General features: G+C 59.2%; 12 protein-coding genes. 7 read left to right on the forward strand and 5 right to left on the reverse strand.

The genetic code is table 11. From position 1 onward, the window contains the following. Positions 1-377: 377 nt before the first annotated feature. The 4 genes from EQV97_RS06165 to EQV97_RS06180 all read left to right on the forward strand — a co-directional run bounded on the left by EQV97_RS06165 (position 378) and on the right by EQV97_RS06180 (position 4518). Complete coding sequence (locus tag EQV97_RS06165) at positions 378-1394, forward strand: tripartite tricarboxylate transporter substrate binding protein (protein WP_122837865.1); 1017 nt, start codon at positions 378-380, stop codon at positions 1392-1394. 53 nt (positions 1395-1447) lie between these two features. Further along, positions 1448-1981 carry a tripartite tricarboxylate transporter TctB family protein gene (locus EQV97_RS06170; protein ID WP_122837864.1) on the forward strand — a complete coding sequence of 178 codons (534 nt, stop codon included), beginning with the start codon at positions 1448-1450 and terminating at the stop codon, positions 1979-1981. Continuing rightward, the gene (locus EQV97_RS06175; RefSeq protein WP_240888688.1) at positions 1978-3507 is read left to right on the forward strand and encodes a tripartite tricarboxylate transporter permease; all 1530 of its coding nucleotides are present in this window, start codon (positions 1978-1980) and stop codon (positions 3505-3507) included. The genes EQV97_RS06170 and EQV97_RS06175 overlap by 4 nt, the downstream gene beginning before the upstream one ends. A 69-nt stretch (positions 3508-3576) precedes the next feature. Then, positions 3577-4518: a LysR family transcriptional regulator gene (locus EQV97_RS06180; protein WP_122837862.1), complete on the forward strand. Its 942-nt coding sequence runs from the start codon at positions 3577-3579 to the stop codon at positions 4516-4518. Between the two features lie 112 nt (positions 4519-4630). Here the strand turns inward: EQV97_RS06180 and EQV97_RS06185 are convergent, their stop codons facing one another. Both EQV97_RS06185 and cysK read right to left on the reverse strand, forming a co-directional pair. Next, positions 4631-5569, reverse strand: coding sequence for an aspartyl/asparaginyl beta-hydroxylase domain-containing protein (locus tag EQV97_RS06185; protein WP_045058721.1), 939 nt, complete (start codon positions 5567-5569; stop codon positions 4631-4633). A gap of 329 nt (positions 5570-5898) precedes the next feature. Beyond that, entirely contained in the window at positions 5899-6873 is a 975-nt protein-coding gene (cysK, locus tag EQV97_RS06190; protein ID WP_122837860.1) for a cysteine synthase A, read from the reverse strand. 127 nt (positions 6874-7000) lie between these two features. On the opposite strand from cysK, the gene EQV97_RS06195 reads away from it, so the two are divergent. From EQV97_RS06195 to EQV97_RS06205, 3 genes are all read left to right on the forward strand, one after another. Next, complete coding sequence (locus tag EQV97_RS06195; protein ID WP_122837859.1) at positions 7001-8077, forward strand: DUF748 domain-containing protein; 1077 nt, start codon at positions 7001-7003, stop codon at positions 8075-8077. Between the two features lie 147 nt (positions 8078-8224). Beyond that, entirely contained in the window at positions 8225-9070 is an 846-nt protein-coding gene (locus EQV97_RS06200; RefSeq protein ID WP_045058724.1) for a MoxR family ATPase, read from the forward strand. A gap of 32 nt (positions 9071-9102) precedes the next feature. Beyond that, the gene (locus tag EQV97_RS06205; RefSeq protein WP_122837858.1) at positions 9103-10281 is read left to right on the forward strand and encodes a VWA domain-containing protein; all 1179 of its coding nucleotides are present in this window, start codon (positions 9103-9105) and stop codon (positions 10279-10281) included. A gap of 126 nt (positions 10282-10407) precedes the next feature. Here EQV97_RS06205 and EQV97_RS06210 read toward each other — a convergent pair whose 3' ends face one another. The 3 genes from EQV97_RS06210 to EQV97_RS06220 are packed head-to-tail and all read right to left on the reverse strand — an operon-like array spanning position 10408 to position 12268. Continuing rightward, complete coding sequence (locus EQV97_RS06210) at positions 10408-10950, reverse strand: DUF2937 family protein (RefSeq protein ID WP_045058726.1); 543 nt, start codon at positions 10948-10950, stop codon at positions 10408-10410. Between the two features lie 11 nt (positions 10951-10961). Next, complete coding sequence (locus tag EQV97_RS06215; RefSeq protein ID WP_122837857.1) at positions 10962-11738, reverse strand: class II glutamine amidotransferase; 777 nt, start codon at positions 11736-11738, stop codon at positions 10962-10964. A 32-nt stretch (positions 11739-11770) separates the two neighbouring features. Then, positions 11771-12268 carry an MFS transporter gene (locus EQV97_RS06220; RefSeq protein ID WP_225569032.1) on the reverse strand — a complete coding sequence of 166 codons (498 nt, stop codon included), beginning with the start codon at positions 12266-12268 and terminating at the stop codon, positions 11771-11773. Positions 12269-12324: the final 56 nt, after the last annotated feature.

Raw genomic sequence — 12324 nt, forward strand, 5'->3', positions numbered from 1 at the left:
GGCGCATACCTCGTTTTATTTTTGTTCTGGACGCTACACACCGCCGAAAAACGGCGATGACAAGCACTATCGAAGGCTGGGTGATAACCGTCCAATCAAAACTTGAAATAAGCCGATAGCCTTAGGTTATGTCACAACCACCTTTCACATGACTGCGAGCATATTGCGCTGTGAGCGACTTTCCCCTCAAATGGCTCTGGCACAGAGCTCTTGGCGGTTGATGCGATTTTTGATGCGCCGAGCTATAACCTCAGGCTATCGGTGTATGTATTGTTTTGACTAGACGCGGGGCTTGCACCTTCCCACACTCACTCCAGGCTTGCGGCTTTAGCGCTCAGACAAGCCACTCATAACAACTACAAAAACGAGGCCCTTCCATGCGAAATGCATTCGTCCGTCGCACGTCCCGTCTGTTCCTCGGCTGCTCGCTGGTCGCCGCTGGCGTCCTCCCGGCGCTCGCCAACGCAGCCTGGCAACCCGACAAGAACGTCGAAATCGTCGTCGCTGGTGGTCCCGGTGGCGGCACCGACCAGCTCGGCCGGCTGATCCAGTCGATCATCTCCACGCACAAGCTGCTCGAGGTCAATACCATCGTCCTCAACAAGGGCGGCGGCAATGGTGCCGAAGCATTCCTCGACCTGAAAATGAACAAGGGCGACCCGGAAAAACTGGTGATTGGCACCAACAACATTTACCTGTTGCCGCTGGTTTCCAAACTCGGTTACCAATGGCAGGAATTGACCCCGGTCGCCGCCGTTGCCGAGGATGACTTCATCCTCTGGAGCTATAAAGATGCGCCCTGGAAAGACGCCAAAGGCTTCTACGAAGCGGCCAAGGCCGACCCGGCGAAAATGCGCATGGGTGGCAGCCAGTCCAAGGATGTCGACCAGACCCTGACCCTGCTGCTCAACCAGACCAACAACAGCAAACTGGTGTACATCCCGTTCAAGAGCGGCAGTGAGGCCGCGACTCAACTGGCCGGCAAACACATCGCCGGCAACGTCAACAATCCCAGCGAAAGCATCAGCCAATGGCGCGGCGACCAGATCGAACCACTCTGTGTGTTCAGTAAAGAGCGCATGACCTACACCGAGAAAGTCGCTGGCGACAAATCCTGGGCCGACGTACCAACGTGTCACGAACAAGGCCTGGGCATCGATCAGTACCGCTTCCCGCGCACCGTGTTCATGCCCGGTGAAGTCACTGCCGAGCAGCGCGCGTTCTATGTCGAACTGTTGCGCAAAGTCACCGAGACACCCGAGTTCAAGGCCTACGTGAAACAGAACGCGCTGGTGCCTACGTTCCTCGAAGGCGAGCCATTGACCGCCTACATTGAAAAGGACACCGCCCGGGTCACGCCGGTGTTCAAGGAAGCCGGCTGGCTGAAAAACTGAGTCGCCCGCGGCCGTTCGACTGCGTACGGCCGTCACCTGCTGGAGGTGTTTTCATGTCCCATTCTTCGGATTCACCGGCGCTGGTCGGTACCCGCTGGGTCGAGCTTGGCCTGACCGTCTTCACCACCCTGATCGGTGTGGTGGTGATGTTCGGCAGCATCGAACAGGGTATCGGCTGGGGCGATTCCGGCCCTGAGCCGGGTTACTTTCCCTTCTATATCGGCCTGCTGCTGAGCGCCGCCAGCCTGGGTAATGCAGTGCTGACGCTGGTGCGCTGGAATGCGCTGGGCGTGGCGTTCGTCAGCCGCAGTGCGTTTCGCCAGGTGCTGTCGGTGTTCATTCCGATTGCGCTGTTCGTCGCGGCGATGCCGCTGGTGGGGATCTACGTGTCCTCGGCCTGCTTCATTGCGTGGTTCATGTGGAGCGACAAAGCACGCGCCACGCCGTACAGCAAGTGGAAAATCGCCAGCATCTCCCTCGGTGCGGTGCTGGCCAGTTACCTGATTTTCGCGCTGTGGTTCAAGGTCCCGCTGGATGCCGGCCCGTTGGGCGACTGGATTGCCCTGGCCGGGAGATACTTCAAATGAGCGAATTCGACTCCCTGTTGCAAGGCATGAACCTGATCCTCACCCCGGGCCACATTGGCCTGATGGTGGTTGGCGTGCTGCTGGGCATCCTGGTCGGCGTGTTGCCAGGTCTGGGCGCCCCCAATGGTGTGGCGTTACTGTTGCCGCTGACGTTTACCATGTCGCCGGTGTCGGCGATCATCCTGCTCTCTTGCATGTATTGGGGCGCGCTGTTTGGCGGCTCGATCACCTCGATTCTATTCAACATACCCGGCGAGCCCTCATCGGTGGCAACCACCTTTGACGGCTACCCGATGGCGCGCGAAGGCCGTGCGGCGGAAGCACTGACTGCAGCCTTCAGCTCCGCCTTGATTGGCGCACTGGCCGGCGTATTGCTGCTGACCTTCCTGTCGACGCGCATTGCCGAATTCGCCATGTCGTTCAGTTCACCGGAATTCTTCGCGGTGTACCTGCTGGCGTTCTGTACGTTCATCGGCATGAGCAAGAACCCGCCACTGAAAACCGTGGTGGCGATGATGATCGGATTTGCCATGGCGGCAGTCGGCATGGACACGGTGTCCGGCAACCTGCGCCTGACGTTCGACATGCCCACCCTGATGACCGGAATCAGCTTCGAAGTGGCAGTGATTGGCCTGTTCGGTATTGGTGAAATCCTCTGCACTGTCGAGGAAGGCCTGGTGTTCCGTGGCGAACATGCTCGAATCACGCCAATGGTGATCCTGCGCACCTGGGCGAAGCTGCCGCGTTACTGGTGGACGATTGTGCGCAGCACCATGGTAGGTTGCTGGATGGGTATCACCCCCGGCGGCCCGACGGCGGCATCGTTCATGAGCTACAGCCTGGCGCGGCGCTTTTCGAAAAACCGCGAGAACTTCGGCAAAGGCGAACTCGAAGGCGTGATAGCCCCGGAAACCGCTGACCATGCCGCCGGCACCAGCGCCCTGTTGCCAATGCTGACCTTGGGCATCCCCGGTTCAGCGACGGCCGCCGTGATGCTCGGAGGCCTGATGATCTGGGGCCTGCACCCTGGGCCAACCCTGTTCGTCGAGCAACATGACTTTGTCTGGGGCCTGATCGCGAGCATGTACCTGGGCAACGTGGTGAGCCTGATCGTGGTGTTGGCCACTGTGCCACTGTTCGCCTCGATCCTGCGCATTCCGTTCTCGATCATTGCGCCGATCATCATCATGGTTTGCGCCATCGGCGCCTACTCCGTGCACAACTCGTTCTTCGATGTGGTGCTGATGCTGGGCTTCGGCGCCCTGGGCTATCTGTTCAAGAAACTCGGCTACCCGATTGCGCCACTGGTGCTCGCGGCGGTGCTGGGTGACAAGGCAGAAGATGCATTCCGTCAATCGATGCTGTTTTCTGACGGTCACATCGGTATTTTCTGGTCCAACCCGTTGGTGGGCGGGCTGACCACGGCAGCGCTGCTGATGCTGTTCTGGCCGTTGATCTCCAAGGTGTTGCAAGCCCTGCTGGGCCTGCGCAAGCCAGCGGTTGCCAAACCAAAATCGGTGCTGTGACACAGCAATGCTGGCAACGCCTGACAATTGTTGTCAGGCTTGCTGCAGTCTTTCTTGCGAGTGCGGCCCATGACCCGAATTCCTGATGCCAATTTGATCCACAGCCGACTGCGTCTGCGCCAACTGCGGCTGATGCTGGCGCTGCAGGAATTCGGTTCTTTGCGCCGCGCCGCCGACCATATCGGCATGACCCAACCTGCTGCCACCAAGATGCTGCACGAGGCCGAAGACCTGCTCGGCGTCGAACTGTTCGAGCGCTTGCCCCGTGGCATGCGTTCAACACCCTTCGGCGAGACCGTGACCTATTACGCGCGCATGGTCTTTGCCGAACTGAGTGGCATGCGTGAAGAACTGGTCGCTCTCGAGTCAGGCAACCTGGGCCGGGTTGCGGTGGGGGCCATCCCGGCCCTCGCCTCGGGGCTGCTGACCCGTACCATCGCAACGCTGAAACAAAGCCACCCACGGTTGTCCATGAGCATCCAGGTCGACACCAGCGACGTGCTGGTCCAGGCCTTGCTGCAAGATCAACTGGACATCGTGCTGGGACGAATTCCAGCCGGGGCGCGAGCCGAGGAACTGCTGTTCGACAGCCTGGGCGAAGAAGCCTTGTGCGTCATCGCCGGCGCGCAGAACCCGCTGGCCAAGGAGAAGCAATTGAGCTGGGCGGAATTGCAGAACATGACCTGGGTGCTGCAACAACACCCAAGCCCGATGCGCGCGATCATCAATCAGGTGTTCCACAACGCGCGGGTCGATATCCCCAGCAGCATCGTCGAGACCACGTCGATCATGACCTTGCTGTCCCTGATCCAGCAGACCGACATGCTGGGCGTGACGCCCGTTTCGGTGGTGGAAGATTATCCGGGGCGCGATCTGCTGGCCGTGTTACCGATCAAGTTCGAGGCACGCCTGCCACCGTTCGGCTTGATTACCCGCAGGCACCGGATTCAGTCGTCTGCGATGCAGGCGTTCATGAATTCGGTGCGGGCGGAGCATGTTTTGACTAAATAACGAGCCGGCAGCCTATGGAATCCGTTGACCCTGATCACGCCATCGCCAGCAGGCGTTGCTGCCACAGGTCATGATTGCAAAATGAAAGTGCCTGGGGGCTTCACGGACGGCTTCAGCCGAACAGCCAATACCCCAGCAACCCCAACACCACCACTGCCAACACCGGCCGCAGCACCCTGTAGGCCTTGGGATTTCGCCGCTTCCACTGCTTGATCACACCACTGAATCTATCGCTGGAATTCTTGCTCCAGGCATAGGCCTGGTTGATCCCGCCCACCCGCTCGTCATCCAGGTTCTGCGGCGCGGTAGCACGGCCCAGCAAGCCGCTGATCCAACGGTTGATCCGGGTCATGAGGCGATTGCTCAGCGGTCGCTCGATGTCACAGAACAGGATCACCCGAGTCTGGTCAGTCTCGTTCTTTACCCAGTGCACGTAAGTCTCATCGAACATCACGTCTTCGCCATCGCGCCACGCATACTCCTGGCCGTCGACGAAAATCCGGCATGCATCGGAATTGGGGGTCGACAAGCCCAGGTGATAACGCAACGAACCTGCAAATGGATCACGGTGCGGATTCAGGTGGCTGCCACCCGGCAGCAAGGCGAACATGGCCCCTTTGACGTTGGGAATGCTGCTGACCAGTGCCACGGTTCTAGGGCACAGCGTCTCGGCTGAAGGCAGGGGTTTGTCGTACCACTTGAGGTAGAAACGCTTCCAGCCTTTCTTGAAGAATGAGCCGAAACCCGCATCGTTGTTCTTCTCGGCGGCGCGAATGTAGCCCTCGTCGAACAGGTGCATCGCCTCTTCGCGAATCACCTGCCAGTTGTCCTTGAGCACATCCAGTTCCGGAAACTTGCTGCGGTCCAGGTAAGGTTTGGACGGTACTGCGGAGAACAGGTACATCAAGGCGTTGTACGGGGCGAACAATGCCGAATGATTGACGAACTGACGCAGGACCGGCAGTCGTGCCTTGCCGCGCAAATGCACATAGAGGGTACTGCCCAGGAACAGCAGCAACAGAGATGCCTTCGCGGCAAAGGAAAAGGTCATCAACAACTCCTTGATAATAGGCAACTCTGCACAACGCCATTTACCCGACGTGGCAGCCGGCCATGATAATCACTACCGGCCCGGGGAAAAACCCGCAAATTTCGACATTCAGTGTTAAGTATTCAGTAACAAATTAATTAGTAGCACAGAGTTGCTGAACGGGGGCTGACTTGGGTCAAGCCCGGCAGCCCTCTGCAACCTGCAACCTGTGGGAGCGACCTGCTCGCGATAGCGGCGAACCCTTCAACATCAATGCCGATTGATCTACCGCCATCGCAAGCAGGCTCACTCCCACAAAGGCACATCCAAAAAAATAGCGATGATGCTTGTTACGCCTGGTTTTCCTGTTCGGTGAACAAATCACTGAACAACATGCTCGAGAGATAACGCTCACCGGAATCAGGCAGGATTACCACGATGGTCTTGCCCTGCATCTCCAGGGTCTCGGCCAGTCTCACCGCGACGGCCATCGCCGCTCCGCAGGAGATACCACACAAGATGCCTTCCTCCTGCATCAGGCGCAAAGCCATGGCCTTGGATTCTTCATCGGTCACCAGTTCGACCCGGTCGACCATCGACAGGTCTAGATTTTTAGGTACAAAACCGGCGCCGATTCCCTGGATCTTGTGCGGGCTCGGTTTGATCTCCTGACCGGCCAGCGCCTGGGTAATCACTGGCGACACCATCGGCTCCACGGCCACCGAGATAATCGGTTTGCCCTGGGTATTCTTGATATACCGCGAAACCCCGGTGATAGTTCCACCGGTTCCCACTCCCGCTACCAGCACGTCGACCGCACCGTCGGTGTCATTCCAGATTTCCGGCCCGGTTGTCTTCTCATGAATCGCCGGGTTGGCCGGGTTTTCAAACTGCGCAGGCATGAAGTGAGTGGAGGGATTGCCGGCGACGATTTCGGCGGCCTTTTCGATCGCGCCTTTCATGCCTTTGGCCGGTTCGGTCAAGACCAGTTCAGCGCCAAGGGCTTTGAGCACCTTGCGTCGCTCGATGCTCATGGAGGCCGGCATCGTCAGCAGCAGTTTGTAGCCCCGGGCCGCGGCAACGAAGGCCAGGCCGATCCCGGTGTTGCCCGAGGTGGGTTCGACGATGGTCATGCCAGGCTTGAGTTTTCCGGAGCTTTCGGCGTCCCAGATCATGTTGGCGCCAATCCGGCATTTGACCGAGTAACCGGGGTTGCGCCCTTCGATCTTGGCAAGGATGGTTACGCCGCGCGGGGCGATGCGGTTGATCTGTACCAGGGGCGTATTACCGATGGAATGGGCGTTGTCAGCGAAGATACGGCTCATGGCTGGGTCCTTATACAGCATTGAAATAGCGCTCCAAGGTAAGCCTGTTGTTCGTGGTCGTCCAGTCAGGTCGAACGTCCTGCTGCAACAGCAGTCAATGGCTTTACACCGCTGGAGATTTGTCCTCATGAAACGTCGTTATAGTTGGCCGCTATGGATCATTGCCGGGGTCGTGGTGCTACTGGTTGCGCTGCACATCGCCCTGCCCTACATGGTACGTGACTACCTGAACGAGAAACTGGCCGACATGGGCGACTACCGCGGCCAGATCACCGACGTCGACCTGGCGCTGTGGCGCGGCGCCTACAAGATCAACGGGCTGAAAATCGTCAAGGTCGACGGCAAGGTTCCGGTGCCGTTCGTCAACGCGCCGCTGATCGACCTGTCTGTCAGTTGGCACTCGCTGTGGTACGACCACGCGGTCGTGGCCGAAGTGCAGTTCTTCAATCCCGAAGTGAATTTCGTCGACGGCGGCGCCAACAAACAGAACTCGCAGACGGGTCAGGGCACTGACTGGCGCGCCCAATTGAGCAAACTGGCGCCCATCACCTTTAACGAAATAAAGATCAACGACGGCAAGATCAGCTTTCGCAACTTCAATTCCAAACCACCGGTGAACATGAACGCCACCCAGGTCAATGCGAGCATCTATAACCTGACCAACGTGGTAGATACAGAAGGCCGGCGTGACGCACGCTTCGAGGGCAAGGCCCTGCTGCTCGGCCATGCGCCGCTGGAAACCACGGCGACCTTCGACCCGTTGAGCAACTTCGAAGACTTCGACTTCCGCCTGCGGGCGCGGGACATCGAACTCAAGCGCATGAACGATTTCGCCTCTGCCTATGGCAAGTTCGACTTCAATGCAGGCCATGGCGACGTGGTCATCGAAGCGGAAGCCAACAAGGGTCGACTCAAGGGTTACATCAAGCCACTGCTCAAGGATGTCGACGTGTTCAACTGGCAACAGGACGTTGAAAACAAAGACAAGGGCCTGTTCCGCTCTGTCTGGGAAGCCATCGTCGGCGGTTCGGAGACGGTGCTGAAAAACCAGGTCAAAAATCAGTTCGCCACCCGGGTCGAGCTGAGCGGCAACGTGCATCGGCAAGATATCAACGCCTTCCAGGCGTTTTTGCAGATTTTGCGCAACGGATTCGTCCAGGCGTTCAATGCCCGCTATGAGCGACCGAAGCCGGATGCGGGTTGAGTCACCGGGTGACTCTCCATTCAGAGACTGAATAAGCCGTCTGCGTTCACAGTCGACCGGCCTGCGCGTTATAGTCGGGCATCACATTTAATTCGCCCGTCCCGCCCTGCTTAGCTCAGGCCGGCGTCACCGTTCGAGGATTAGCAGATGAAGTTCGAAGGCACCCAGGCTTATGTCGCCACCGATGACCTGAAGCTGGCGGTCAATGCCGCCATCACCCTGGAGCGGCCGCTGCTGGTCAAGGGCGAACCGGGCACTGGCAAGACCATGCTTGCCGAGCAACTGGCCGAATCCTTCGGTGCCAAGCTGATCACTTGGCACATCAAGTCCACCACCAAGGCCCACCAGGGTCTGTACGAGTACGACGCGGTCAGTCGCCTGCGTGATTCGCAACTGGGCACCGACAAGGTTCACGACGTGCGCAACTACCTGAAAAAGGGCAAGCTGTGGGAGGCTTTCGAGTCCGATGAGCGGGTGATCCTGTTGATCGACGAGATCGACAAGGCCGATATCGAGTTCCCCAACGACCTGCTCCAGGAACTCGACAAGATGGAGTTCTACGTCTACGAAATCGACGAGACCATCAAGGCCAAGAAGCGCCCGATCATCATCATTACCTCCAACAATGAAAAAGAGTTGCCGGACGCCTTCCTGCGCCGCTGCTTCTTCCATTACATCGCGTTCCCGGATCGCACCACGCTGCAGAAGATCGTCGACGTGCATTACCCGGACATCAAGAAGGACCTGGTCAGCGAAGCGCTGGACGTGTTTTTCGATGTGCGCAAGGTGCCGGGCCTGAAGAAGAAGCCCTCGACCTCGGAACTGGTCGACTGGCTGAAGCTGCTGATGGCCGACAATATTGGCGAGGCCGTGCTGCGCGAACGCGATCCAACCAAGGCCATTCCACCCCTGGCCGGCGCTTTGGTGAAGAACGAACAGGACGTACAGCTGCTCGAGCGCCTGGCGTTCATGAGCCGTCGCGGCTCCCGCTGATCCCTCTTTTAACAAGATAGAGGGCGATAGCCATGCTGCTCAACCTGTTCAATGAAATGCGCGCAGCCAAGGTGCCGGTCTCGGTGCGTGAGCTGCTGGACCTGATCAACGCGCTGAAACAGCGGGTGACCTTCGCCGACATGGACGAGTTCTACTACCTGTCCCGGGCGATTCTGGTGAAGGACGAAAAGCATTTCGACAAGTTTGACCGCGCTTTCGGTGCGTACTTCAACGGCCTGGAAAAGCTGGATGACCACCTGCAGGCGCTGATCCCCGAGGACTGGCTGCGCAAGGAGTTCGAACGCTCGCTGACGGATGAAGAGCGCGCAGCAATCCAGTCCCTAGGTGGCCTGGACAAGCTGATCGAGGAATTCAAGAAGCGCCTCGAAGAACAGAAAGAACGTCATGCCGGTGGCAACAAGTGGATCGGCACTGGCGGCACCAGCCCGTTCGGTTCCGGCGGTTTCAATCCGGAAGGGATTCGCGTCGGGGATGCGGGCAAGCGCCAGGGCAAGGCGGTCAAGGTCTGGGACCAGCGCGAATACAAGAACCTCGATGATTCGGTGGAACTGGGCACGCGCAACATCAAGGTCGCACTGCGCCGCCTGCGCAAATTCGCCCGCCAGGGTGCGGCCGAAGAGCTGGACATCGACGGCACCATCGACCACACCGCACGCGATGCCGGGCTGCTGAATATCCAGATGCGTCCGGAGCGGCGCAACACGGTCAAACTGTTGCTGCTGTTCGACATCGGCGGTTCGATGGACGCCCACGTGAAAATCTGCGAGGAACTGTTCTCGGCCTGCAAGACCGAGTTCAAACACCTGGAGTACTTCTACTTCCACAACTTCATTTATGAGTCGGTGTGGAAAAACAACATGCGTCGCACGTCCGAGCGCACGTCAACCCAGGACCTGCTGCACAAGTACGGCGCCGACTATAAAGTGATTTTTATCGGGGATGCGGCGATGGCCCCCTACGAAATCACCCAGGCCGGGGGCAGCGTCGAACACTGGAACGAAGAAGCCGGTTACGTGTGGATGCAGCGTTTCATGGAGAAGTACAAGAAGGTCATCTGGATCAACCCTTATCCGAAGGACACTTGGGGCTATACGTCTTCGACCAATATTGTGCGGGACCTGATCGACGACCAGATGTACCCGCTGACGTTGCGCGGGCTGGAGGAAGGGATGCGGTATTTGTCCAAGTAGCTTGTGTTGCCTGGACGGGCCTTATCGCGAGCAGGCTCACTCCCACAATGGACTTCTGCTGCATTGCAGATCCAGGGTGGGAACGAGCCTGCTCGCGATGCTTTCTGTGGGGCCTATCTCTTGATCTCAGAGCCCACGCACATCGCGGTCTTCAATCGGCCGGCTCTGGCGCAGACGCTTGCCGCCCAGCACCACCCAATCAATCAGCCGGAACAGGCACTCGATGCCAAACGACAGCAACAACGCACCGCTCATGCCCCAGATCATCGCTTCCGGCGTCAGCAGAATCTGGTAGCTGTAGCCGTTCCAGGTTTCCTTGCGAATGTCCGGATCAGCGGCCAGGGCGACCTGCAGTACGCGGATGTACCACGGGCCTTGCATGGCCTGGAATTGCTTGTCGAGGGCCAGCTGGCGAGTGAGCATGGCGCTCAGACTGTCGGCATCGCTGCGGAAAATCGGGTCTTCGCTGGCGCGGTAGTGGTTCACCAGCGCTTGCATGTCGCCCTTGAAGAACTGATTGGCCGTGCCCTGGAAACCGCTGAGGCCAGTCTGCGCCTCAATCAGATGCGCCTCGACCCGCTTGGCGTAATCATTGATGAACCCCGGCACCTGCACCCCGATCAACAGGCCCGCCGCGAACAACACCAGCCGTAGATAACTGAGCAACATCGGGAAGATCCTTATGCGGTCTTGCCCTGGCTGACGCATTCACCGCGTCGCCATAGGCTCCATTGGCCCGGTTCGTAGCGGGTCCAGGTTTCGTTTTCGGTCAGCGGTTCGGTGGCGATCACCGTGACCACGTCATTGGGCGTGGTTTCCGCCTGGAAATCGACGATCACATCGACATCCTTCAACCGCGCCGGGCCGAACGGGGCTCGGCGAGTGATCTGGGCCAGTTTGGTCGAGCAATAGCAGAACAGCCAGTCGCCGTCGCTGAGCAGGCAATTGAATACGCCCTTGCTGCGGTACTCGGCGCAGGCCGCGACCAGGTCGGGCAGCAACGCTTCGACTTCAACCGGCTCCGGAAACGCGGCGCGCACCCGGTTGAGCAGGTCGCAGAACGCCGCTTCGCTGTCGGTATCGCCCACTGGGCGGTAGAAGCTGGTGATAGGCTGGAAATCGGCAAGCTGGCCGTTGTGCGCGAAACACCAGTTGCGTCCCCACAATTCGCGGACGAACGGATGAGTATTGGACAGGCAGACCTTGCCGACGTTGGCCTGGCGGATGTGCCCGATCACTACCTCGCTCTTGATCGGATAGCGCTGCACGAGGTTGGCGACCTCGGACTCGCAGCTCGCGGCCGGGTCCTGGAACAACCGCAATCCGCGACCTTCATAGAACGCGATGCCCCAACCGTCACGGTGCGGGCCGGTACGCCCGCCGCGTTGCATCAGCCCGGTAAAGCTGAACACGATATCGGTCGGGACATTGGCGCTCATGCCCAATAACTCACACATGCTCGGACTCTCGATGAAAGGCGGGGGCACGTCTACAGACGGGGTTCGACCCGCAAACGCTGGGGGTTGCCGGGTACCGGGGGGCGACCATAGCGATCATCGCCGGCACCACCGAAAAGGTGCTCGTCTTCAGGCTCGTCGACCCGGGCGGCAGCCTTGGCAGCATCGGCCTGGGCCTTGCGGGCCCTGGCTGAGCGTTCCATGGCGAAACGGATCGCCACGTAAACCAGATAGACGCCGAAGGCGAGCATCCCGTACATAAACAGGTCGCTGATTGCTCGCCAGGCGTTGTTACCCACCTTGAACATCAGGTCCAGAGCGGTGATGGCGACGGCCGGGGCCACTTTGGCCTTCACCGGATCGACGACGGTCGGGCTGAACAGCAACACAGCCACCAGCAGCCGCAGCGGCTCGCGCAGCCAACGCCACATCCAGCGGGTCATGCGCATCCATACCAGCAGGCAGCCCAAAGCGGCAAAGGCGTAGAGGCCCCAGGCGATCAGATAGTCGTTCTCGGTCATGGTGTCCATGGCAAGGCAGGCAAAGAGGCGCTTATAGTAACGACTTTTCGCACGTCCGGCTTGTC

It is taken from the genome of Pseudomonas sp. TMW22090 (genome assembly GCF_022496665.1).
GTDB classification, from domain to species: Bacteria; Pseudomonadota; Gammaproteobacteria; order Pseudomonadales; family Pseudomonadaceae; genus Aquipseudomonas; species Aquipseudomonas gregormendelii.

Coding starts and splice junctions, on each gene's coding strand:
- EQV97_RS06200 (WP_045058724.1), top strand. CDS start 8,225: ATGAAGTTCGAAGGCACCCAGGCTTATGTCGCCACCGATGACCTGAAG.
- EQV97_RS06215 (WP_122837857.1), bottom strand. CDS start 11,738: ATGTGTGAGTTATTGGGCATGAGCGCCAATGTCCCGACCGATATCGTG.
- EQV97_RS06180 (WP_122837862.1), top strand. CDS start 3,577: ATGACCCGAATTCCTGATGCCAATTTGATCCACAGCCGACTGCGTCTG.
- EQV97_RS06165 (WP_122837865.1), top strand. CDS start 378: ATGCGAAATGCATTCGTCCGTCGCACGTCCCGTCTGTTCCTCGGCTGC.
- EQV97_RS06185 (WP_045058721.1), bottom strand. CDS start 5,569: ATGACCTTTTCCTTTGCCGCGAAGGCATCTCTGTTGCTGCTGTTCCTG.
- EQV97_RS06205 (WP_122837858.1), top strand. CDS start 9,103: ATGCTGCTCAACCTGTTCAATGAAATGCGCGCAGCCAAGGTGCCGGTC.
- EQV97_RS06195 (WP_122837859.1), top strand. CDS start 7,001: ATGAAACGTCGTTATAGTTGGCCGCTATGGATCATTGCCGGGGTCGTG.
- EQV97_RS06175 (WP_240888688.1), top strand. CDS start 1,978: ATGAGCGAATTCGACTCCCTGTTGCAAGGCATGAACCTGATCCTCACC.
- EQV97_RS06170 (WP_122837864.1), top strand. CDS start 1,448: ATGTCCCATTCTTCGGATTCACCGGCGCTGGTCGGTACCCGCTGGGTC.
- EQV97_RS06220 (WP_225569032.1), bottom strand. CDS start 12,268: ATGGACACCATGACCGAGAACGACTATCTGATCGCCTGGGGCCTCTAC.
- EQV97_RS06210 (WP_045058726.1), bottom strand. CDS start 10,950: ATGTTGCTCAGTTATCTACGGCTGGTGTTGTTCGCGGCGGGCCTGTTG.
- cysK (WP_122837860.1), bottom strand. CDS start 6,873: ATGAGCCGTATCTTCGCTGACAACGCCCATTCCATCGGTAATACGCCC.